The following is a 21,511-nucleotide window of genomic DNA, read 5'->3' as shown; positions in this document are numbered from 1 at the left end:
CCGGGTCCCGACCGTGCTCAGGCCAGCCGCGAGGTCTCCAGCGACACACCGGCCGCGGGGAACCGCGCGAGCAGTGCGTCGCCCATCGCCGCCGCGGGGGTGAGCACACCGCGCAGGTCGGACAGCTTGTCGCGGTCGAGGGCCAGCGCCAGACCGCACTCCCCGAGCAGCACCGAGGTGGCCTTGTAACCGGGGTCACCCCGCTGCGACATGCGTGCCACATAACGCGCGCCCGTGGTGGTCGTGGTGTAGGTCTCGACGGTGTAGTGCCCGTTCTCGCGGGTCTGCTCGCTGGGGCCGGTGCCGGGCGCGGGCAGGACGCGGTCGATGAGCTTGCGCGGCACCCGGTGGAAGTAGCGCGACCCGAGGCCCATGACCGCGGCGCTGCCCGCGGTGGACAGCGCGGCGATGGCGGGTGCGATCGGTGTCCGTCCGGTGCTCATCACCTCGGAGTATTCGAGCCTGCGCCCGTACGCGTAGCCCAGCAGCGCGTTGCTGCGCCTGACGATGCGGGTGTTCGGGCCGGCCATGGCGAACGCCGCCGTCCAGTACCCGGACAGTTCCGGCGCGATCTCGGCGCCGCGCCGCCAGCGCATGTCGGGCTGGGCGCCGAGTTCCGGTTCGGCGCCGCGGTCCGGCGACAGGGTGTAGGGGTCGGTCATCTGGCGCCGCGCTTCGGGGTCCGTGGAGGCGGTGTTGAGGACTTCGAGAATCGAGGCCAGCGTGCCGCCGGACGCCCCGCCCGCGAAGGAACGCACCACCATGCTGGTGTCGCCGAGCTCGCCCTCCCCGTCCTCGGCCACCTTACGGTGCAACGCGTAGACCGTGAGATCCGAAGGGATGGAATCGAATCCGCAGGCGTGCACGATGCGGGCGCCGGTGTCCACGGCCTGCTTGTGGTGGTGGTCGATGCTGTCGCGGACGAACATCGTCTCGCCGGTCAGATCGGCGTAGTCGGTGCCGGCGGCGGCGCAGGCGGCGACCAAGGGCAGCCCGTACTTGGTGTAGGGCCCCACGGTGGTGATGACCACGCGGGTGCGGGCGGCGAGCGCGTCGAGTGTCGAGGGCTGCGCGGCGTCGGCGGTGATCAGTTCCCAGTCGGCGGCCTTCGGCCCCAGCGACTCGCGCACCGTGAGCAGTTTGTCCTGCGAGCGGCCGGCCAGCGCGATCCGGGCGCCGGCACCGTGCTCGGCCAGGTATTCGGCGGTCAGTTTCCCGACGAACCCGGTTGCTCCGTAGACGACGATGTCGAATTCACGCTGCTCTGCGGGACTCATGGCTGCGACGCTACCCGAGCAGTTCGGGCAGCTCGACGTCCCGCCCGAGCACGTGCCGGGCCAGGAACGCGAATACGACCTCGTACCAGAGCTTGGCGTGCTGGGGCGCCAGCACCCAGTGGTTCTCCGACGGGAAGTAGAGGAACCGGTGCGGTGCGGCACCCGAGTCGTCGGCGGGCAGGCGTGACTTGGTGAGCAACTCGTACCAGAGCCGCAGCGCCTCGCCGATCGGCACCCGGTAGTCCTTGTCGCCGTGGATCACCAGCATCGGCGTGGCGATGTCCTCCACGAACAGGTGCGGTGAATTGCGTTGTGCCATATCAGGTGTCATCTCGCGCGCCCACCAGTAGGCGCCGTCGGTGGTGGCGCCGAACTGATCGAGCGCCCACAGGCTGGCGTGGGTGACGATCGCGTCGAACCGGTCGGTGTGCCCGGCGATCCAGTTCGCCATGTATCCGCCGAACGACCCGCCCATCACCGCGGCGCGGGTGCCGTCGATGCGCGGGTCGGCGACCGCCGCGTCGGTGGCGGCCATCAGGTCCGTGTAGGGCGCCTCGCCCCACGCACCCCAGCCGCGCTGGATGAAGTCCTGGCCGTAGCCGGTGGACAGCGCCGGGTCGGGCAGCAGCACGGCGTAACCCTGTGCCACCATCAGCCACGGATTCCACCGCCAGTGCCAGGCGTTCCAGCTGGCGAGCGGCCCCCCGTGAACCCAGAGCAGCAGCGGCGCCGGGTGGTTGCCGTCGGCGCCGTCGGGCAGGGCGAGCCACGACCGCACCGCGGCGCCGTCGGGCGCGGTGGCGGTGAGCTCGGTCAGCGTGCCCGGAAGCGTCGGGGCGTCGACGGTGGGCAGGACGGTGACCGTGCCGTCGGGTCCGATGCGCACCGGGTGTGGCGGGGTGGCGTAGCTGTGGCGGATCGCGTAGACGACACCGCCGGGGGCGGTGATGACGTCGGTGTAGGTGTGGTCGTCGTCGGTCAGCGCCGTCACCGCGCCGGTGTCCGGGTCGACCAGGTAGATCGGTCCGCGCCCGTTGTCGTCGGCGGTGACGACCAGCGTCGCACCGTCGCGGCTCCAGGTGACCGACGTCGGCCAGCGGTCCCAGTCGGCGGTCAGTTCCCGCATCTGTTCTCCGAACCGCATGCAGCACAGGGTTATCCGTGGCGCCAGCAGTGGGGTGGAGATCGTCTCGCGGGTGAACGCCACCGCGCTGCCGTCCGGGGAGATCGCGGGATGGCCCAGGTCCGCCCCGGGATCGTCGGCGAGAGTGCTGCGCTCCCCGCTGCCGACCTCGACGCGCACCAGCGAGTCGCGCAGCGCCGCCCCGGCGGACGGGTTCTGCCAGGAGGTGACGAGAAAACTGCCGTCGTCGCTGAGGTCGACGCCGGCGTCGCGCAGACCGCCACCGGGCCTGGGGGTGAGATCGCGGCCGTCGGCGGCGTCGAGCAGATGCGGTTGATCGGGTCCGAGGTCGTGATCCCAGGAGCGCACCGGGTAACCGCTGTGCAGGATGGCGGAGACCTTGTTGTCTTTGCGCATCCCACGCAGCCTCTTGTCGTCGTCGAGGTCGGCGGCCGAGGCCATCAGCGGTGCGCTCACCACCGTGACCCCCGCGGCACGGGCGCAGTGCACGCCTGACACGCCGCCTGGCGGGGCGAGTTCCTCGACCGCTTCTCCACTCTGCGCGGGCAGCCGCCACAGCGCCGTGGGCGGCGGGTCCCCGTCCTTGCCTGCGTCCTTGGTGGGACGCGAGGCGAGGAACAGCAGATCACCGCCGGGGGTGAACACGGGTGCCCGCTCCCCTTTGGCGCCGCGGGTGAGGCGGCGGGCGGGCCGGAGCCCTTCGGGGTCGAGCTCCCAGATCGCGGTGACGAACGCGGTGCGCTCGTCGTCGAGTTCGCTGATCGTCGTCACCACCCGCGACCCGTCGGGAGACACCGCGAGCCCGGACACCCGCGGCAGTGCGAGGTAGGCGTCGAGATCGGCGAACGGGGAGGGCGCAGTGTCGGGCATGACTTCAAGTAGGTAGCACACCCGTGCGGGTTAGGTTCGACCCATGTCGCAGCCCATCCTCGTCGTCGGCGCGGGTATCGCCGGTCTGGCCACCGCCGTGGCGTTGCAGCGGATCGGTCAGCCGGTGACGGTCGTCGAGGAGAAGGAGGACACCTCCGCCGGGGCCGGCATCAGCGTCTGGCCCAACGCGCTGGCCGCTCTCGACGCATTCGGCCTCGGGGACGCGGTGCGCGCCTCCGGCGGCCGGGTGACCGCAGGGGCGCTGCGCTGGCAGGACGGTGCGTGGTTGCGCCGGCCCTCGGCCGACCGGATGGTGCGCTCGCTGGGTGAACCGCTGGTGGTGACCCGGCGCGCCGACCTGACCGGGATCCTCGCCGACGCGCTGGCGCCCGGCACCGTGCAGGGCGGGGTCGCCGCCCGCGGGATCGACACGACGCCCGGCGGGGTTCGCGTGACGCTGTCGGACGGTTCGGTGCGCGAGGCGGCTGCGGTGATCGGCGCCGACGGCGTCGGCTCGATGGTGGCCCGTCACCTCAACGGATCGCTGCGGCACCGCTACGCCGGGTACACCGCATGGCGGGGTATCGCGAACCATCGTCTCGACCCGGAGCTGGCCGGGCAGACACTCGGGGCGGGCACCGAGGTCGGTCACGTCCCGCTGGGGCCCGACCACACCTACTGGTTCGCCACCGAACGCACCGCCGAGGGCGGCTCGACACCGCAGGGTGAGCTCGACCATCTGCGGCGGAAGTACCGCGGCTGGGCCGAGCCGATCCCGTCCCTGCTGGCGGCCACGGCCGCGGACGAGGTGCTGCGCAACGACCTCTACGACCGTGACCAGGCGCGGATCTGGTCGCGAGGGCCGGTGACGCTGGTCGGCGACGCGGCTCATCCGATGCGGCCGCATCTGGGGCAGGGTGGCTGTCAGGGCCTCGAGGATGCGGCCGTGCTGGCGCGGTTCGTGGCGATCGAGAGCGACGTGGTGACCGCCTTCGGTCGTTTCGCACACTTCCGGCGAGCCAGGGTGCGGGCGCTCGTGCGGGAGTCGAAACTCATCGGACGGGTCGTCAATCTCCGCCCCGCCATCCTGAGCGCGCTGGCGAGCAGGGCGACGGTGGCAATTCCCGAGGTTGCGGTGGGCCGGCATCTCGCGTCGATCGCGGCGCGCTCGGCCTTCACCCTCCCGGGATGACGCGACGGGCGAGGGTCAACGCCGCGGAGTCAGCGGGCCCAGCACGGTCGAGCACACTTGCTTGAGGTCGATGAGCCCGAGGACGCTGCCCGAGCGGATCGCGGCGCAACCGGTGGCCGGACGGGGTGCGGCGGCGGGTGCGACGACCCGCGGGGCCGCAGGCGTGTTCCACACCGCGGCGCTGGCGGCGACCCCGCGCGGACCGCACTTCGGCCAGGCCTTGAGCCCCTGGGTGGCGAGCACGCGTTCGGCGACCTGGATCTGCTCGCCGCGCGATGCGGTGGCCGGATTGCCGCGCCCGCCGTGGGAGGCCCAGGTGGCCGGCTTGAACTGCAGGCCGCCGTAGTGACCGTTGCCGGTGTTCGTCGACCAGTTGCCGCCCGATTCGCACTGCGCGATGGCGTCCCAGTTGACCGAGTCGGCACTCGCCGTGGCCGACGACAGGAACATCGGGACCAGCGCGAACGCGGCGCCGATGGCGGTGAGCCAGATTCCCCGGGTGAGAGCGTGACGGATGTTCTTCATGTTGCGGTCCTTCCCCGACCGTGTGACACCAGGACCGCGGTGGAAGGACTGCGTTCTCCCGCAGCGGTTATCCAGGGTGTCGGGTGACGGACATCACGTGTTACCAGGGTTGCGAAAGTTTTAGTCGTTGCTTATCTGACGTAAGAGGCCTATGAGAGCAAAGGGGCGGCACCAGCGGTGCCGCCCCTCTCTGCTTCTCGACGTGCGTCAGCCACGCCCACCGCAGGTCGGCCATGCTCCGATGCCCTGACTCTGCAGAACGTTCTCGGCCACGCGGATCTGCTCCTCGCGCGAGGCGTTGTGCGGCGAACCCGAGCCGCCGTTGGACTGCCAGGTGCTCATCGTGAACTGCAGGCCACCGTAGTAACCGTTACCGGTGTTGATCGCCCAGTTACCGCCCGACTCGCACGCGGCGACGGCGTCCCAGTTGACGCCGCTGTCCGCATTCGCGGTGCCGGCGCCCAGCGCCATCGGAGCCACAGCGAGTGCCCCGGCAAAGGTGGCCAGCCCAAGCGTCTTGCGGATGTTCTTCAACTTCTGTCCTTTCGACAAGCGCGCGCCATCGGCGCCCGGCATGCGGGCGCGCCGCCTGAAGCACAGGCTGGGAGAGCTGGGCCGCACCGTCTCGGTCAGGTGCGACATGGGGAGCTCGACATGCTCCGCCGGGACTTCAGCCCGACGTCCGCTGGGCGATCACGCCGTCCGCGGCCCCACTCACGCGCAGGTTCGTGGTTTGGAGTTATTTGCTCCGGGTCAGGAGCTGTCGAGGACGCTACAAAGACCTCGCCCAGAAGTCATATCCACCGAACGCCGACCCACTGCAGATAACGGGACGATCACGAACGGCTGTGAACCCTCTAATTCGCAGGTCAGCGCACGATCTTCGAGGCGGCCGCAGACGTCCGCGCCCCATCGTTTTCGTGAGTCAAATCACCGTGTTTTTGTGAGCTGGACCACGCCGCTTGAGGTTTGACCAGCGCAAATGTGGTCAAGGGGCGGCTCGCAGGCATCCGGCGGGCACGCGGGCGGAGAACCGGTTCGCTCGCTTGAACGGTCCGACGGATCGCTCATAGATACCCCAAAGTCTCTGCCGCACAGTCTCATTGAGAGTAAACACTCCGCAACGGGAGGTCCGGGCCCGGGCAGCGCGGTCCCGAGATATGTTGTAGCACAATAGGTCACGCTGCATCGACCGAGACCCTGTCGCTCCGCCGCACCCGCCTTACGCGCGCGAAAGGGCCCACACCGGCCGTGACACGACATTTTTCACGCAACGCCGGCAATTCGTGACCGCGGATCCGACGAAATCGGAGCACGCCGGTGCCCCGGAATCCGAACTGCGCCACAGTATCTGAGCTGGGTTACCCGGTAAACGGCGCCCACGATGGCATTGATCGGAACTATTTCCGAGCCGATGATCACGAAGTGGTGAATGGCGCATTTGCGGGGGAATTCCGCCGCATTGCGTATCAGGCCTACATTAGGGCGCGAAACGACAATTTGCTGAGGTGATCAGCCGACGCCGGGCAGATCGGCCGGGGTGTTCGCGTTGGTCAGCGCCCGCTGTTCGGGCATGACGATCCGCTGGGTGTCGACGGTGTCCACCAGGGCCCGCATGCTGCGCTCGCCGGCGGCCACGAGATCCGCGATGTGGCCGGCGAGCGAGGTGCGGTACACACCCGCCAGATAATGGTCGCGGCCGTCCCACGGCAGCACGACGTCGACGCCGAGCCGTTCGGCGGGCACCACGAGATCATCGACGAAGTCCATCGTCAGATACGGCAGATCCACGGCGCAGACGAACGCCCACTGGCACCCGGCCTCGGCGGCCGCACGCAGTCCCCGCCCAGTCGCCAGCAGTGGCCCCACCCCGCGCACCTCGTCGCGCAACACCTGGGCAGGCAGGTTCGGCAGGGGCTGGCCAGGGGCGGCGATCACGAATACCGGCGCGCACCGTCGGCCGACCGTCGTCACCACGTGCTCGACGAGTGTGGTGGGTCCTGACGGGCCGTCGATGACCACCGTCGCCTTGTCGCGTCCCATGCGGCGGGACGCCCCGCCCGCCAGCACGACCGCGGCCAGCGGTATGGGTGACGTCGCCCCCGGGATCACCTGGGTGACGTTAGTCGACGGTCCAGGTGTCCTTGCCGCGAAGCAGCGATTGCAGCGCCGCCGTGTCGTGCGGCTTGGCGTCGCGCGCCGACCGGACCTGATCGCGGGCGGCGTCGTCGTAGGTGGGCCGGTTGACCTGCCGGAAGATGCCCATCACCATGTGCTCGAGGTTCTGCTCGCTCAGCCGGGACAACGCGAACGCGTACGCCGGATCGTCGACCTCGGCGTTGTGCACCACGATCTCGTCGGCCGACACGTCGGCGGTCTTGGCGACCTCCAGGCCGTAGCCGGATTTCACGACGCAGTACTCCCCGTCGGCGCCGAAGGTGATCGGTTCACCGTGGCGGACGTTGATCAGGCGCTCCTCGGCGCCCTCTTTACGCAGTGCGTCGAACGAGCCGTCGTTGAAGATCGGGCAGTCCTGCAGGATCTCGACCAGGGCGGCGCCGCGGTGCTGGGCCGCGGCTCGCAACACCTCGGAGAGTCCCTTGCGGTCGGAGTCCAGCGCGCGGCCGACGAACGTGGCCTCGGAACCGAGCGCCAGCGAGACGGGGTTGAACGGGTAGTCCAGCGAACCCATGGGCGTCGACTTCGTGACCTTGCCGACCTCGGACGTCGGCGAGTACTGGCCCTTGGTCAGGCCGTAGATCCGGTTGTTGAACAGCAGGATCGTGATGTTGATGTTGCGGCGCAGCGCGTGGATCAGGTGGTTACCACCGATGGACAGGGAGTCCCCGTCACCGGTGACGACCCACACCGACAGGTCCGGACGCGCCAGCGCGAGGCCGGTCGCGATGGTCGGCGCGCGGCCGTGGATCGAGTGGAAGCCGTAGGTCTCCAGGTAGTACGGGAAACGGCTCGAGCAGCCGATGCCGCTGACGAACGCGATGTTCTCGCGGCGCAGACCCAGTTCGGGCAGGAAGTTGCGGATCGTGTTGAGGATGACGTAGTCACCGCACCCGGGGCACCAGCGCACCTCCTGGTCGCTGGTGAAGTCCTTGCCCTTCTGAGGCTGGTCGGTGGTGGGCACCCCCGCCGTCTTGGACAGTGGGGTCAAGCTCAGATCCGTACCGATCAGGTCAGTCATGTGTCCGCTCCCACGCCAGCCCCCACGGTGGCCGCAGCCAGCCGCGCGAACGTGGCCTTCTCGTTTTCCTTGTCTCCCAGTGTGCCGTCGATCGCCGCATCGATGATGCCTTCGACCTCGTCAGCCAGGAATGCCATGCCCTCGACCTTGGTCACCGACTGGACGTCGGCCAGGTAACGCGCGCGCAGCAGCAGCGCCAACTGCCCCATGTTCATCTCCGGCAACACGAGCTTCGGATACCGCGCGAGCACGTCACCGAGGTTGGCCGGGAACGGGTTCAGATGCCGCAGATGCGCGTGGGCGACCTTGATGCCCTTACGCCGGGCGCGGCGGCACGCCTCACCGATCGGACCGTAGCTGCTGCCCCACCCGATCAGCAGCAGCTCGGCGTCGCCGGTCGGATCGTCGACCTCGAGGTCGGGCACGGTGATGCCGTCGATCTTGGCCTGCCGCAACCGAACCATGAGGTCGTGGTTCTTGGGCTCGTAGCTGATGTTGCCGGACCCGTTGGCCTTCTCCAGGCCGCCGATCCGGTGTTCGAGGCCCGCGGTGCCGGGTACCGCGAACTGGCGGGCCAGCGTCTCCGGATCGCGCGCGTACGGCGCGAAGTCCTCGCCGGCCTGCGCGAAGGTGTGGTCGATCCGGTCGTATCCGGCGATGTCGGGGATACGCCACGGCTCGGAACCGTTGGCGATCGCGCCGTCGGACAGGATGATCACCGGGGTGCGGTAGGTCAGCGCGATCCGGGCGGCGTCCAGCGCGATGTCGAAGCAGTCCGACGGCGACCGCGGGGCCAGGACCGCCGCCGGCGACTCGCCGTTGCGGCCGTAGAGCGCCTGCAGCAGATCGGCCTGTTCGGTCTTGGTGGGCAGACCCGTCGACGGGCCGCCACGTTGCACGTCGATGACGACCAGCGGCAGTTCGGTGATCACCGCAAGGCCGATCGCCTCGGACTTGAGCGCCACACCGGGACCCGAGGTGCTGGTGACGCCGAGCGCGCCGCCGTAGGACGCGCCGATGGCGGCGCCGATACCGGCGATCTCGTCCTCGGCCTGGAAGGTGAGCACGTTGAAGTTCTTGTGCTTGGACAGCTCGTGCAGGATGTCCGACGCGGGGGTGATCGGGTAGGTGCCCAGCACCACCTGGGTGTCGGCCAGCACACCGGCCGCCACGATGCCGTAGGCCAACGCGGTGTTACCCGAGATCTGCCGGTATTCACCGGACTTGAGCTTGGCCGGCGAGACCTCGTAGGTCGTGGCGAACGCCTCGGTGGTCTCGCCGAAGTTCCAGCCGGCCTTGAGCGCCAGCACGTTCGCCGCGGCGACGTCGGGCTTGCGGGCGAACTTCTCCTTGATAAACGCTTCGCTCTGGTGCAGTTCGCGGCCGTACATCCACGACAGCAGGCCGAGCGCGAACATGTTCTTCGCGCGCTGGCCGTCCTTCTTCGACGCACCGATCTCCTCGACGGCGCCGAGGGTCAGCGTGGTCATCGGCACGGCCTGCACGACGTAGTCGGACAGTTCGTCGGTCTCCAGCGGGTTGGCGTCGTACCCGACCTTGGCCAGGTTGCGCTTGGTGAACTCGTCGGAGTTGGCGATGATCAGCCCGCCGCGCGGCAGGTCGGAGACATTGGCCTTGAGCGCCGCCGGGTTCATCGCGACCAGCACGTCGGGCCGGTCGCCCGCGGTGAGGATGTCGTAGTCGGCGATCTGGATCTGGAACGACGAGACGCCGGGCAGGGTGCCCTGAGGAGCGCGGATCTCGGCGGGATAGTTCGGCTGTGTCGCGAGGTCGTTGCCGAACAGCGCCGCCTCGGACGTGAACCGGTCGCCCGTGAGCTGCATGCCGTCACCGGAGTCACCGGCGAATCGGATGACGACCTTCTCGAGCTTCTGCCGCGGTGCGGCGCCGTTGCCGTTCAGCCCCATCCCCCTGCCTTTCCCACTGTCAGCAGCGGGTCCACCAGTTCGCGGGCGCTACGGCGCGCCGTCGGCGGACGACCCACATACGTTCCGAATAGAAGTTGATGTCACTCTTAGTACCGATTATTGCACTCTTCTTAGGTAAGCCGATACCACACGTCACACCGCCACGCCGGGCAGGGTTGACGAAATGCGCTGTTCAGCAGGGTGAAGCCGGCCCCCAAGACGGAATTGTGTGGTCTTCGTCACGTTTGGAGAACGCGATTCTCCTAAGAAAATGTTACCCACCGGTAGCTGTGGGCTAGCACCACATCTACGGCTGTCGGCCGCTGCGGGGCGACGCGTGGCGGCGTTCGTTCCACCGGAACCGGAACATGAGGATCTGACGGTGGGCACGCCACCCGACCGACAGCGGGTCGCGCCAGGCCGGCGTGCGTGCCCAGTCGGAATCACCATCCATGCCTCAATTGTGCAGATCCGCACGCTGTTGGCACGCCGGCGCGCATGTGACGTCGGCATCGGATCGGTGAACAGTGTGTTGCGGATCGGCGGCTCAGGTCTTGAACCGCCCGGCGAAGCCGCGCAGCGGCAGGTCGGCGCTCGTGAGTAGTCCGGGTGGGGCGGCGACGACGGAGGCGATGGCGTTCAGCGCGGGCAACCCGGTGACGGTCATGCCGATCGAGGCGAACGATGCGGGATCGGACAGGTCCACCCCGGGCCTCGGGAAGATCATGTGCTTGTTGTAGATGCACGGATCCCCCTTGATCTGCGTGATGTAGCAGCCCTTGATGTCCCAGCTGGGGTCGGTGTGCGGGGTCATCTGCCACTCGAGGTGCGTCTCGACACGCGGCACACCGTCGACCATCCCCTGGTACTTGATGTAGTTGCCGCCGAGCGAACCCTTCGGCAGCTGGTACCACCCGAGATCGACGTCTCTGGTGCAGGCGCCGAGTTCGTAGGAGAAGCTGACCTCGTCGAGTTCGAGGCCGAAGCAGTCGGCCATCATCAGCACGCTGTCGGCGAAGACGCGGGTGTACTTCTCCAGCTTGCCCGGGATCTCCGGATCGTCGACCGGTTGCCCGTACCCGACCTCGATCCACGTGTCCCTGCTGTGGTGGCACGACACGTCGACCGACTCGATGGTCGTGACGTTCTCGATCTCGGCGACGTCGGCGGAGCACACGACGCCGAGGATCTGGTTCACGCCGGGGTTCATACCGGTGCCGTAGAAGGTGGCGCCGCCCTTCTCGCAGGCCTCCGCCAGCAAGTGCGACACCGGCCTGCCCGACGGGTGCGGGTGGTTGTGGTCGCGGTGCCAGCCGGTGATCCAGTCGGCGGTCGTGACGATGTCGATGCCCGCCTCGAGCACCTTGACGTAGAGATCCTCGTCGGGGAACACGCCGTGAAACGTCAGGACGTCGGGTCGTGCGGCGATGATCTCGTCCACGGAGCCGGTGGCGGTCACGCCGATCGGGTCCACCCCGGCGATCTCACCGGCGTCGCGGCCCACCTTCTCCGGTGTGTAACAGTGCAATCCGACGAGTTCGAGGTCCGGCCGGTGTTGCAGTCGCCTGATCATCTCGGTACCCACGTTGCCAGTGGCCACCTGGAAGACCCGGATCGGTGCGCTCATGTGAACTCAGCCCTTCTGTAGTGCCGCGTGGACGTCGGCGGCGCTGCCACCGATGCCGTCCGGGTAGAACTGCTTGGCCCACGTGCGGATCGCGGTGAACCCCTCGTACTCGGCGGTGGCCAGCGCCGGCGGGTCGGAATAGCGCTGGTGTGACCAGATGTGGATGTCCTGGGCGAACTGGCGGATGACCTCCTCGCCGAAACTGCGAGCCTTGTCCGCGGCGCGCTGGTCGTCCCGGCCCGGTGTGCGCCCGATGTAGACCATGAAGCGGACGTCGGAGGTGCGTTCGTCGACGGGGGTGACCGCCGAGATCGTGCGGTTGTCGACCATCCCCCAACTCTTGGTCACAGCGATGCCCAGCCCGCCGTTGATGGCCTCGACGCCGCTGCGCACCTCGTCGATCGACTGCCCCTCGTCGCCCTCGAAGGTGATGGTGAAGTCGACGTAGGACACGGGTGCGGCGAAGTCGTGGCGGGTGAACACGGGGACGATCGGGGTCTGGTGCACGAACTTGAAATGCGCGAAGTCGACCCCGTTCTCGAGCACGTACTGCGGGTGCATCTCCAGCGACTGGCGGAACAGCCGCTGTTGCGGGTAGTAGTCGGCGGCGCTGCGGCCGTCGGCGAACGAGGCGAAGACGTCGGGGGCGTCGAAGTAGGGGTCGCGTCCCTCGACGTCGTGCCAGATCCAGATGGCGTCGTTGCGCTCGACCACCGGGTAGACGGTCATCCGCCGGCCGCGGTTGGGCCGGTCCTGGTACGGGATGCAGACGTTGCGGCCCTCGGCGTTCCACTGCCAGCCGTGGAACGGGCACTGGATGACCTCGTCGACGACGTGGCCGCCGTGCCCGAGGTGTGCGCCGAGGTGTTCGCAGTAGGCGTTCATGACGGTGACGCGGCCCGACTGTGCGCGCCAGGCCACCATCTCCTCGCCGAAGTAGTGCATGGCGCGGACCTCGCCGACGCGGACCTCGTCCGACCACGCCACGCAGAACCAGCCGGTCGGCTTCATCGACAGCGGCGGTTTGGCCATTGGACAACAATCACAGAGGGCTCTACGATTCGTCAAGTGGCGGAGTTGACCCGGCGTACGAACCGGCGAGGACAGGCCACCCGGGAAGCGATGCTGGACGCCGCGCTGCGCACGCTGGCCACGGGTGATGCCACCGCGGCGTCGGCCAACCGCATCGCCAAGGACGCCGGCGCCACGTGGGGTGCGGTGAAGTACCAGTTCGGAGACATCGACGGGCTCTGGGCCGCGGTGCTCGAGCGGACCGCCGAGCGCCGGGGACAACTCGCACCCGCACTCTTCGCCACAGCGCTGATCAGCAGGTCGAGGACCACGCCCGAGGCGCCGCTGCGGGAGCGTGTCGCCGCCATCATCGACGTGCTCTTCGACGGGCTGTCCGCCCCGGACTCCCGGGCCATCGAGACGCTGCGCGCATCGCTGCCGCGCGACGGGGTCGAACTCGAGCGGCTGTACCCGCGGACCGCGGCCGAACTGCAGTCGTGGGGCCAGAGCTGGATCGAGGCCTGCCAGACCGCATTCGCCGACGTCGACGTCGACCGGGAGCGCGTCCGCGAGGTCGCGTCGTTCATCCCCGGCGCGATGCGCGGGCTCGTCTCCGAGCGCCAACTCGGTTCGTACTACGACCTCGACCTCGCCCGGCGTGGACTGACCAACGCCATCGTCGCCTACCTGCGGCCGGCCGGCCACGGAGCCGGCTGAGCATCCGTCACCACCGCGTCACCCCGGGGGTGGGCGCGTCGTGGGCCTCGGGCGGGTACCGCACCACCATGCCTGCGCTCCGCACCGCCGCGGCCGCCGCGCTCGGCGTTCTCCTGGTCGGTGCGTGCGCCTCCGAACAGTCCGCGCAGCAGCCGCCGGCGTCGCCCGCCACCGCGACCACCACCGGATTACTGCCGCCGGGGGTGCCGACCGAGGGCAGCCGCCCGCCCACCGCGGGTCTACCGCCGCCGGCCGAGCCGCAGAGTGCGCCACCACCGACCGCACCCGTGCCGGGCCGCATCGTCGCGGTCGGAGCGCAACCGGAGGGCATCGTCGTCGACGCGCGCACCCGTACGGTCGCCGTGCTCACCCGCAAACCGAACGAACTGGTCCTGCTCGACGCCGACACCGCCGAGGTGACCGTCCGCACCGCACTACCCGGTTTCGGACGTCACCTGCAACTGGCCCGGCCCGGCGGCCCCGTGCTGGTTCCCGTGGAGAGCGCCGACGCGCTCGTCCGCGTCGCGCTGCCCGGTGGTGAGGCGCAGCCGCAGATCGTCACCGGCACATTCCCACACGACGCATCGGAGGCCGCCGACGGCACGGTCTTCGTGGCCAACGAACTCGGCGGGACGGTCACCGTCCTGCGTGGTGACGAGATCCTCAGGGTGTTCACCGACAGCGTCCAACCCGCCGGTCTCGCCCCGGTCGGCACCGCGATGGGAATGCTCGACGTCCGCAAGAACGACCTCACCGTCTACGACAGCGAGCGGCTGACCGTCGTCGGCACGACACCCGCGGGCGAGGGACCGACCCATCAGGTCGCCGACCGAAACGGCCGGTTGATCGTGACCGACACCCGGGGCGACGCCGTGCGGGTGTTCGACCCGCTGCCGCAGCCACGCGAGATCGCGGTCGTGGCCCAACCCGGCGGCCCCTACGGCATCACCTACGACCCGACCCGCGACCGCGTGTGGGTGACGTCCTCGGGCACCAACGAGGTCGTCGGGTACGACATGGCCGACGCGACACCGCGGGAGGTGGCGCGGTTCGCCACTGTGCAGAACCCCTACACCGTCGCCGTCGACGCCGCTTCCGGCAGGCTGTTCGTCACCGGCCTCACCGGAGGCGTCGTGCAGATCATCGACGCAACCTCCTAGGCTGGACGCATGGGTCGTGTCACCGCGCGGCGGCGCGTCCACCACGTCACCGCCGACACCAGCGTCGCGCGGCCCGAGACCCTGGTGGTCGAAGAGCCGCTCGAGATTCGCGTCGGCGGTGCGCCGCTCACCGTCACGATGCGCACACCTGGCTCAGATGTCGAACTGGCGCAAGGCTTCCTGCTCACCGAAGGGATCATCGGGCATCGCGACGACGTGCTGACGGTGCGGTACTGCCGCGGTGCGGGCGACGACGGGGTCAACACCTACAACGTGCTCGACGTGACCTTGGCGCCGCACGTGTCCGCACCCAGCCCGGACCTACGGCGCAACTTCTACTCGACCTCCTCGTGCGGGGTGTGCGGCAAGGCCTCGCTGGAGGCCGTGCAACTGATCAGCCGTCACGGTCCCGGAGACGACCCCGCACGCGTCAGCGCCGACACGCTGTCCGCACTGCCCGAGCGGCTGCGGGCGGCGCAGAAGGTGTTCGCGTCCACGGGCGGACTGCACGGCGCCGCGCTGTTCACCGCCGACGGCGAGATGCTCGTCGTCCGCGAGGACATCGGCAGGCACAACGCCGTCGACAAGGTGATCGGCTGGGCGGTGGAGGCCGACCGGATCCCGTTGACGGGTTCGGTGCTGCTGGTCAGCGGCCGCGCCTCGTTCGAACTCACGCAGAAGGCGGTGATGGCGGGCATCCCGATGCTCGCCGCGGTCTCGGCGCCGTCGTCGCTGGCGGTCGACCTGGCCGGCCAGTCCGGGCTCACCCTGGTGGCGTTCCTGCGCGGCCGGTCGATGAACGTCTACACCCGGCCCGACCGCGTCGCCCGCTGATCTCCACCCGATCTCCACGAAACCTCCAAGCTCGGCCCCCTCCGCCTGGCTGACCATCGACATCCGATGGACACCCAGCCAGGAGGTTGCAATGCCGGAAGTACTGATCGCATCCATGTCGCCGATCGGCCACCTCGGACCGCTGCTCAACGTCGCCCGCGGGCTCGTCGACCGCGGCGACCGGGTGACGGTCCTGACCTCGTCCGCGCGCGCCGCCATGATCCGCTCCGTCGGGGCCCGTCCCCGCGCGCTGCCGCCGCAGACCGACATCGATGAGAGCCGGCTCAATGAACGCTTTCCCGGCCGGGCGAACACGTCCGGCATCAACCGGGTCGACTTCGACATCACCAACGTCTTCGTCGCCCCCATGCCGTACCAGGCGGCGGCACTGGCCGAGGCGTTCGCCGAGACCCGCTACGACGCGGTCATCGCCGACGCGATGTTCTTCGGCATCATGCCGTTCCTGCTCGGCGAACCGACCGCCCGCCCGCCGATCCTGGCCTACTCCACCACACCGATGTTCGTCAGCAGCCGCGACACCGCACCCTTCGGGATGGGGTTGGCGCCCTCCTCCACTCCGCTGGGCAGACTGCGCAACTCGGCTCTGACCACGCTCACACACCGGGTGCTCCTGCGTGGTTGTCACCGCGCCGCCGACGAGATCCTGGCCCGGATGGGCAGCCGCCGGCTGCCGACGTTCGTGACCGACGCCGCCCTGCTCGCCGACCGGTTGATCGCCCCGACCGTCCCGGAGTTCGACTACCCGCGCAGCGATCTGCCCGCCCATGTGCGCTACGTGGGCGCCGTGCACCCGGCACGGGCACTGGGGTTCCGTCCCCCGGCGTGGTGGGACGTTCTCGACGGGGGCCGCCCCGTCGTCCATGTCACGCAGGGCACCGTCGACAACGCCGACCCCGGCCGCTTGCTGCTGCCGACCATCGAGGCGCTGGCCGACGAGGACGTCACCGTGGTGGTCACCACCGGCGGCCGAGAACTCGTCGAGCCGTCCGCCGGCTTCCCTCCGAACGTGTTTGTCGCCCAATTCATCCCGCACGATGCGCTGCTTCCGAAGGTCGATGCGATGGTGACCAACGGCGGTTTCGGCGCGGTGCAGCGCGCGCTGTCGCTCGGGGTGCCGCTGGTGGTCGCGGGCGACACCGAGGACAAGCCGGAGGTCGCGGCTCGGGTCGCCTGGTCGGGGGCCGGCATCGACCTGCGCACCGGCACCCCCACGCCTGGTGCGGTCCGCTCCGCGGTCCGCGAACTGCTCGGCGACCCGCGGTATGTGGAGAACGCCCGGCGGCTGGAGGTCGCCTACGCGCGCCGCGACGGCGTCGCCGAGATCGCCGCGGTCATCGACGAGGTCCTCGCCGAGCGCAGCCACGCGGTCCGGTGACGAAAAACCGCTGTTGTCGACCCACCGGCGCCCGCGGCCGGGGATCATCCGTTCATCGGCCTTCTGAGCGGAAAGGCAACACCATGGAATTCGAGACGTCGAACATGCCGCGTCGACACGTCGTCGCCGGCGCCGGGCTCGGCACCCTGGCCGCGGCGTTGACCGCCTGCGGTGGTTCCGGTGGCGGCTCAGGCGGCGAGGAGCCGGCCGAGCAGACGACCGGCGCACCGGCCGGCGGTGAAGCAACCGGCCGGGCGCTGGCCAAGGTCGCCGACGTACCCGTCGGATCCGGGGTGATCGTCGAAGACCTCGTCGTCACCCAACCCACACCGGGAGCATTCACCGGACTGTCGAGAGTGTGCACCCACAAGGGCTGCCGGGTGTCCGAGGTGGTGGGCGCCGAGATCGTCTGCCCGTGTCACGGAAGTCGCTACCACCTCGACGGTTCGGTCGCCAACGGTCCGGCGACGAGTCCGCTGTCGGCCAAGCCGGTCGCGGTCCAGGGCGAGGACATCGTTCTCGCATGATCACCGTGGGCACGTAGACTCCGTTCCAGGAGCCGGTCCTGACCAAGGGTCAACGCGTACGCGAGTGCGCGCTCCCCCACCGACTCGAGGACTCATGGCAATCACGGACGTCGCTGCCTACGCGCATCTGAGCCGGGCTGACGTCGAAGCCCTCGCACGGGACCTCGACACCATCCGCGCCGACGTCGAAGCCTCGTTGGGCGCCCGGGACGCCGCCTACATCCGTCGCACCATTCGCGCTCAGCGCCTGCTCGACGTGGCCGCGCGGATCCTGATCCACCGCGGCCGGGGTAGAGCCGCCTGGGCGCTCGGCACCGTCGCACTCGCGGCCGCCAAGTGCGTGGAGAACATGGAGATCGGCCACAACGTCGGACACGGCCAGTGGGACTGGATGAACGATCCGGAGATCCACTCGAACACCTGGGAATGGGATATGGCGGGTCTGTCGTCCCAGTGGCGCTACTCCCACAACTACACCCACCACGTGTTCAACAACATCATCGGCGTGGACGACGATCTCGGTTTCGGCGTGCTGCGGGTCTCCCCGGACCAGGACTGGAAACCGGACCACCTCGCGGCGCCGTTACGAAACGTGTTGCTGGCGTTGGTCTTCGAGTGGGGCATCGCGCTGCACGGTCTGCACGCCAGCCGGGACCGCGCCCTGCTCGTCGGCGGCTCCAAGGGTGGCCGGGAGCTGCTGGCCAAGGTCACGCGCCAGGTCAGCAAGGACTATGTCGTCCTGCCCGCACTCAGCGGGCGGCGGTTCCGGCGGACACTGCTGGCCAACGTCGCGGCCAACGTGCTGCGCAACCTGTGGGCGTACGTGGTCATCTTCTGCGGGCACTTCCCCGACGGCGCCGAGAAGTTCGATGCCGCCGTCCTCGACGACGAGACCCGAGGTGAGTGGTACCTACGGCAGATGCTGGGCAGTGCGAACTTCCACGCCGGCACCGCGATGGGGTTCATGAGCGGGCATCTGTGCTACCAGATCGAGCATCACCTGTTCCCCGATCTGCCCAGCAATCGGTTGCCGCAGATCGCACAGCGGGTGCGCGCGCTGTGCGTCACGTATGACCTGCCGTACACGACGGGCCCACTGCCCCGTCAGTACCTGCAGTCGTTCCGCGCCATCCACAGGTACGCGGTGCCGGACCGAGTTTCATTCGCCCTGACAATGCAGTGAGGGTCGTGAACCCTTCGCGGTTCACGACCCTCAGTGCAGTCTTCGGGGAGAGGGCTAGGCGCTCTTGTCGCGACGCTCGCTGCGTTGCGGCTTGCGCGGCACGATCGTCGGCAGCACGTTGTCCTGCACGGTCTCCTTGGTGACGACGACCTTCGCGACGTCGTCGCGGCTCGGGATGTCGTACATCACCGGCAGCAGCACTTCCTCCATGATGGCGCGCAGCCCTCGGGCGCCGGTGCCGCGGTGGATGGCCTGATCGGCGATGGCGTCCAACGCGTCACCGCTGAACTCCAGTTCGACGCCGTCCATCTCGAACAGCCGGGTGTACTGCTTGACCAGCGCGTTCTTCGGCTCCGACAGGATCTTGACCAGCGAGTCCTTGTCGAGGTTCGTCACCGACGCCACGACCGGCAACCGGCCGATGAACTCGGGGATCAGACCGAACTTGATCAGATCCTCGGGCATGACCTCGGCGAAGTGGTCCTGGGTGTCGATCTCGGCCTTCGAGCGGACCTCCGCGCCGAAGCCCAGGCCGCGCTTGCCGACGCGGTCGGAGACGATCTTCTCCAGCCCGGCGAACGCACCCGCGACGATGAACAGCACGTTGGTGGTGTCGATCTGGATGAACTCCTGGTGCGGGTGCTTGCGGCCGCCCTGCGGAGGCACCGACGCCTGCGTGCCCTCGAGGATCTTGAGCAGCGCCTGCTGCACGCCCTCGCCGGAGACGTCGCGCGTGATCGAGGGGTTCTCGCTCTTGCGGGCGATCTTGTCGACCTCGTCGATGTAGATGATGCCGGTCTCGGCGCGCTTGACGTCGTAGTCGGCGGCCTGGATCAGCTTGAGCAGGATGTTCTCGACGTCCTCACCGACGTAGCCGGCCTCGGTGAGGGCGGTGGCGTCGGCGATCGCGAACGGCACGTTGAGCATCTTGGCCAGCGTCTGCGCGAGGTAGGTCTTCCCACAGCCGGTGGGGCCCAGCATCAGGATGTTGGACTTCGTCAGCTCGACCGGTTCGGAGCGCGAATCGCGGCTCTTCTCGCCGGCCTGGATGCGCTTGTAGTGGTTGTAGACGGCGACGGCCAGGGTGCGCTTGGCGGTGTCCTGTCCGATGACGTAGCTCTCGAGGAATTCGCGGATCTCCGCGGGCTTGGGCAGCTCGTCGAGTTTCACCTCGTCGGCGTCGGCCAGTTCCTCTTCGATGATCTCGTTGCAGAGATCGATGCACTCGTCACAGATGTACACGCCGGGGCCGGCGATGAGTTTCTTGACCTGCTTCTGACTCTTCCCGCAGAACGAGCACTTCAGCAGGTCACCGCCGTCTCCAATGCGCGCCATGGTGGTGGGGTCCTACTTTCCTGTTCGACGTCGGTGGGCCGGTTCGGGTCGTTGACAGGACCTGTGGTGGGGCCCTCTTCCCGACGCTACCCGTTAACTCCCGCGCGGTGCGACCGATAGTGCCGAATCGCGCTGGTGGTATTCAGCTGTCGCGCCAACATAACGCCTCGCACGTCCGGTTGCCGCGTGCCACGCGCCGCCGTGTCCCTGGCGTGTCGTCACCGTGACCGGAGCGAACGGCTGAGGCCAACAATACCGCGCGCGGCGTTGTCGACCCCGGGCCGAAGCGACGGTCCCGAGGCTGATCAGGACGTCTGCGCGGACAGCTTCCGGTATTCGAGAACCGTGTCGATGATCCCGTAATCCTTGGCCTCGTCGGCGGTCAGGATCTTGTCGCGATCGGTGTCCTTGCGGATGGTCTCGGCGTCTTTGCCGGTGTGCCGCGCCAAGGTGACCTCCATCAGCGTGCGCATCCGCTCGATCTCCTTGGCCTGGATCTCCAGATCGGAGAACTGGCCCTGGATCACGCCGGACAGCGCGGGCTGATGGATGAGGATGCGGGCGTTCGGCAGCGCGAGCCGCTTACCGGGCGTGCCCGCGGCCAACAGCACGGCGGCGGCCGACGCGGCCTGGCCCAGGCAGACCGTCTGGATGTCGGCGCGGACGTACTGCATGGTGTCGTAGATCGCCATGAGGCTCGTGAAGGAGCCGCCCGGCGAGTTGATGTACATGGTGATGTCGCGGTCCGGATCGAGCGACTCGAGCACCAGCAGCTGGGCCATGATGTCGTTCGCCGACGCGTCGTCGACCTGCACGCCGAGGAAGATGATGCGTTCCTCGAACAGCTTGTTGTAGGGGTTGGATTCCTTGACGCCGAAGCTGGAGTGCTCGATGAACGACGGCAGGATGTAGCGCGCCTGGGGCTGGAGGCGCGGGTCGGTCTGATTGCTCATTAGGGGGCCACTCCGTCGTTGATGCTGGCGCTGGTGATGATGTGGTCGACGAATCCGTACTCGAGAGCTTCCTGCGCGGTGAACCAGCGGTCGCGGTCCGAGTCGGCCTCGATGCGTTCGATGGTCTGCCCCGTGAACTCGGCGTTGAGGCGGAACATCTCCTTCTTGATCGCCGCGAACTGCTCGGCCTGGATCGCGATGTCGGCCGCGCCACCGGTGATGCCGCCGAGCGGCTGGTGCATCAGGATCCGGGCGTGGGGCAGGGCGTACCGCTTGCCCTTGGTGCCCGCGGCGAGCAGGAACTCACCCATGGACGCGGCCATCCCCATCGCGTAGGTCGCGACGTCGCACGGCGCCAGCACCATCGTGTCGTAGATGGCCATACCGGCGCTGATCGAGCCGCCGGGCGAGTTGATGTAGAGGTGGATGTCCTTGGTCGGGTCCTCCGCCGAGAGCAGCAGGATCTGCGCGCACAGGCGGTTGGCGATGTCGTCGTCCACCTGTGAGCCGAGGAAGATGATGCGCTCGGCGAGCAGACGCTCGTAGACCGAGTCCTGGAGCGTGAGGCCCGGCGCCCCGCCACGCATAACAGTCACGACTGGATACCTGCTTTCTCTTACGTCTTGGGTCGCT

Annotated in this window: 19 protein-coding genes and 1 pseudogene; 7 read left to right on the top strand and 13 right to left on the bottom strand. The window is 68.7% G+C overall.

Going from position 1 to position 21,511, the window contains the following annotated elements:
• Positions 1 to 17 precede the first annotated feature (17 nt).
• The gene (locus AU195_RS01560) at positions 18 to 1,277 is read right to left on the bottom strand and encodes a saccharopine dehydrogenase family protein (RefSeq protein WP_059157266.1); all 1,260 of its coding nucleotides are present in this window, start codon (positions 1,275 to 1,277) and stop codon (positions 18 to 20) included.
• 10 nt (positions 1,278 to 1,287) lie between these two features.
• Positions 1,288 to 3,291, bottom strand: coding sequence for an alpha/beta hydrolase family protein (locus AU195_RS01555; protein WP_059157265.1), 2,004 nt, complete (start codon positions 3,289 to 3,291; stop codon positions 1,288 to 1,290).
• Between the two features lie 43 nt (positions 3,292 to 3,334).
• Between AU195_RS01555 and AU195_RS01550 the strand changes: the two genes are divergently transcribed.
• Positions 3,335 to 4,483 carry an FAD-dependent monooxygenase gene (locus AU195_RS01550; protein ID WP_059157264.1) on the top strand — a complete coding sequence of 383 codons (1,149 nt, stop codon included), beginning with the start codon at positions 3,335 to 3,337 and terminating at the stop codon, positions 4,481 to 4,483.
• A gap of 15 nt (positions 4,484 to 4,498) precedes the next feature.
• On the opposite strand, the gene AU195_RS01545 is transcribed toward AU195_RS01550, so the two are convergent.
• From AU195_RS01545 to AU195_RS01515, 8 genes and pseudogenes are all read right to left on the bottom strand, one after another.
• A complete protein-coding gene (locus AU195_RS01545) occupies positions 4,499 to 5,008 on the bottom strand; it encodes a transglycosylase family protein (protein ID WP_059157263.1) in 510 nt (169 codons plus the stop codon).
• Between the two features lie 207 nt (positions 5,009 to 5,215).
• Positions 5,216 to 5,440: pseudogene (locus tag AU195_RS01540) on the bottom strand (transglycosylase family protein); the annotation flags it as partial.
• 1,080 nt (positions 5,441 to 6,520) lie between these two features.
• Positions 6,521 to 7,120, bottom strand: coding sequence for a molybdenum cofactor guanylyltransferase (gene mobA / locus AU195_RS01535; RefSeq protein WP_059157262.1), 600 nt, complete (start codon positions 7,118 to 7,120; stop codon positions 6,521 to 6,523).
• A gap of 10 nt (positions 7,121 to 7,130) precedes the next feature.
• Positions 7,131 to 8,207: a 2-oxoacid:ferredoxin oxidoreductase subunit beta gene (locus tag AU195_RS01530; protein ID WP_059157261.1), complete on the bottom strand. Its 1,077-nt coding sequence runs from the start codon at positions 8,205 to 8,207 to the stop codon at positions 7,131 to 7,133.
• Positions 8,204 to 10,135, bottom strand: coding sequence for a 2-oxoacid:acceptor oxidoreductase subunit alpha (locus AU195_RS01525; protein WP_059157260.1), 1,932 nt, complete (start codon positions 10,133 to 10,135; stop codon positions 8,204 to 8,206). Before AU195_RS01525 ends, AU195_RS01530 begins: the two co-directional genes overlap by 4 nt.
• Before the next feature lie 307 nt (positions 10,136 to 10,442).
• Positions 10,443 to 10,589 carry a hypothetical protein gene (locus AU195_RS25565; protein WP_157530985.1) on the bottom strand — a complete coding sequence of 49 codons (147 nt, stop codon included), beginning with the start codon at positions 10,587 to 10,589 and terminating at the stop codon, positions 10,443 to 10,445.
• Between the two features lie 93 nt (positions 10,590 to 10,682).
• Positions 10,683 to 11,762, bottom strand: a complete 1,080-nt coding sequence (locus tag AU195_RS01520) for an NAD(P)H-dependent amine dehydrogenase family protein (RefSeq protein ID WP_059157259.1) — start codon at positions 11,760 to 11,762, stop codon at positions 10,683 to 10,685.
• 6 nt (positions 11,763 to 11,768) lie between these two features.
• Complete coding sequence (locus tag AU195_RS01515) at positions 11,769 to 12,794, bottom strand: Rieske 2Fe-2S domain-containing protein (RefSeq protein ID WP_059157258.1); 1,026 nt, start codon at positions 12,792 to 12,794, stop codon at positions 11,769 to 11,771.
• Positions 12,795 to 12,839: 45 nt separating this feature from the next.
• Between AU195_RS01515 and AU195_RS01510 the strand changes: the two genes are divergently transcribed.
• The 6 genes from AU195_RS01510 to AU195_RS01485 all read left to right on the top strand — a co-directional run bounded on the left by AU195_RS01510 (position 12,840) and on the right by AU195_RS01485 (position 18,590).
• Positions 12,840 to 13,490: a TetR/AcrR family transcriptional regulator gene (locus tag AU195_RS01510; protein WP_082702929.1), complete on the top strand. Its 651-nt coding sequence runs from the start codon at positions 12,840 to 12,842 to the stop codon at positions 13,488 to 13,490.
• 68 nt (positions 13,491 to 13,558) lie between these two features.
• Entirely contained in the window at positions 13,559 to 14,650 is a 1,092-nt protein-coding gene (locus AU195_RS01505) for a hypothetical protein (protein WP_059157372.1), read from the top strand.
• 9 nt (positions 14,651 to 14,659) lie between these two features.
• A complete protein-coding gene (fdhD, locus tag AU195_RS01500; RefSeq protein ID WP_059157256.1) occupies positions 14,660 to 15,484 on the top strand; it encodes a formate dehydrogenase accessory sulfurtransferase FdhD in 825 nt (274 codons plus the stop codon).
• Between the two features lie 91 nt (positions 15,485 to 15,575).
• Positions 15,576 to 16,880 (top strand): nucleotide disphospho-sugar-binding domain-containing protein, encoded by a 1,305-nt coding sequence (locus tag AU195_RS01495; RefSeq protein WP_059157255.1) that lies wholly within the window; start codon positions 15,576 to 15,578, stop codon positions 16,878 to 16,880.
• Positions 16,881 to 16,963: 83 nt separating this feature from the next.
• Positions 16,964 to 17,407 (top strand): Rieske (2Fe-2S) protein, encoded by a 444-nt coding sequence (locus tag AU195_RS01490; RefSeq protein ID WP_082702923.1) that lies wholly within the window; start codon positions 16,964 to 16,966, stop codon positions 17,405 to 17,407.
• 94 nt (positions 17,408 to 17,501) lie between these two features.
• Entirely contained in the window at positions 17,502 to 18,590 is a 1,089-nt protein-coding gene (locus AU195_RS01485) for a fatty acid desaturase family protein (RefSeq protein WP_059157254.1), read from the top strand.
• A 54-nt stretch (positions 18,591 to 18,644) separates the two neighbouring features.
• Here the strand turns inward: AU195_RS01485 and clpX are convergent, their stop codons facing one another.
• From clpX to AU195_RS01470, 3 genes are all read right to left on the bottom strand, one after another.
• Complete coding sequence (gene clpX, locus AU195_RS01480; RefSeq protein ID WP_059096012.1) at positions 18,645 to 19,925, bottom strand: ATP-dependent Clp protease ATP-binding subunit ClpX; 1,281 nt, start codon at positions 19,923 to 19,925, stop codon at positions 18,645 to 18,647.
• 305 nt (positions 19,926 to 20,230) lie between these two features.
• A complete protein-coding gene (locus AU195_RS01475; RefSeq protein ID WP_059096011.1) occupies positions 20,231 to 20,878 on the bottom strand; it encodes an ATP-dependent Clp protease proteolytic subunit in 648 nt (215 codons plus the stop codon).
• Positions 20,878 to 21,465, bottom strand: a complete 588-nt coding sequence (locus tag AU195_RS01470; RefSeq protein WP_011560960.1) for an ATP-dependent Clp protease proteolytic subunit — start codon at positions 21,463 to 21,465, stop codon at positions 20,878 to 20,880. Before AU195_RS01470 ends, AU195_RS01475 begins: the two co-directional genes overlap by 1 nt.
• Positions 21,466 to 21,511: the final 46 nt, after the last annotated feature.

It is taken from the genome of Mycobacterium sp. IS-1496 (assembly GCF_001499995.1).
Lineage (GTDB): Bacteria > Actinomycetota > Actinomycetes > Mycobacteriales > Mycobacteriaceae > Mycobacterium.
This window is presented reverse-complemented; position numbering and strand designations above follow the sequence as displayed.

Bases quoted from the DNA above. Each gene is read 5' to 3' on its own strand.
- AU195_RS01560 (WP_059157266.1), bottom strand. From the start codon at position 1,277: ATGAGTCCCGCAGAGCAGCGTGAATTCGACATCGTCGTCTACGGAGCA.
- AU195_RS01525 (WP_059157260.1), bottom strand. From the start codon at position 10,135: ATGGGGCTGAACGGCAACGGCGCCGCACCGCGGCAGAAGCTCGAGAAG.
- fdhD (WP_059157256.1), top strand. From the start codon at position 14,660: ATGGGTCGTGTCACCGCGCGGCGGCGCGTCCACCACGTCACCGCCGAC.
- AU195_RS01485 (WP_059157254.1), top strand. From the start codon at position 17,502: ATGGCAATCACGGACGTCGCTGCCTACGCGCATCTGAGCCGGGCTGAC.
- AU195_RS01505 (WP_059157372.1), top strand. From the start codon at position 13,559: ATGCCTGCGCTCCGCACCGCCGCGGCCGCCGCGCTCGGCGTTCTCCTG.
- AU195_RS01550 (WP_059157264.1), top strand. From the start codon at position 3,335: ATGTCGCAGCCCATCCTCGTCGTCGGCGCGGGTATCGCCGGTCTGGCC.
- AU195_RS01470 (WP_011560960.1), bottom strand. From the start codon at position 21,465: ATGCGTGGCGGGGCGCCGGGCCTCACGCTCCAGGACTCGGTCTACGAG.
- AU195_RS01515 (WP_059157258.1), bottom strand. From the start codon at position 12,794: ATGGCCAAACCGCCGCTGTCGATGAAGCCGACCGGCTGGTTCTGCGTG.
- AU195_RS01520 (WP_059157259.1), bottom strand. From the start codon at position 11,762: ATGAGCGCACCGATCCGGGTCTTCCAGGTGGCCACTGGCAACGTGGGT.
- AU195_RS01530 (WP_059157261.1), bottom strand. From the start codon at position 8,207: ATGACTGACCTGATCGGTACGGATCTGAGCTTGACCCCACTGTCCAAG.
- AU195_RS01475 (WP_059096011.1), bottom strand. From the start codon at position 20,878: ATGAGCAATCAGACCGACCCGCGCCTCCAGCCCCAGGCGCGCTACATC.
- AU195_RS01495 (WP_059157255.1), top strand. From the start codon at position 15,576: ATGCCGGAAGTACTGATCGCATCCATGTCGCCGATCGGCCACCTCGGA.
- AU195_RS25565 (WP_157530985.1), bottom strand. From the start codon at position 10,589: ATGGATGGTGATTCCGACTGGGCACGCACGCCGGCCTGGCGCGACCCG.
- clpX (WP_059096012.1), bottom strand. From the start codon at position 19,925: ATGGCGCGCATTGGAGACGGCGGTGACCTGCTGAAGTGCTCGTTCTGC.
- AU195_RS01555 (WP_059157265.1), bottom strand. From the start codon at position 3,291: ATGCCCGACACTGCGCCCTCCCCGTTCGCCGATCTCGACGCCTACCTC.
- AU195_RS01545 (WP_059157263.1), bottom strand. From the start codon at position 5,008: ATGAAGAACATCCGTCACGCTCTCACCCGGGGAATCTGGCTCACCGCC.
- AU195_RS01490 (WP_082702923.1), top strand. From the start codon at position 16,964: ATGGAATTCGAGACGTCGAACATGCCGCGTCGACACGTCGTCGCCGGC.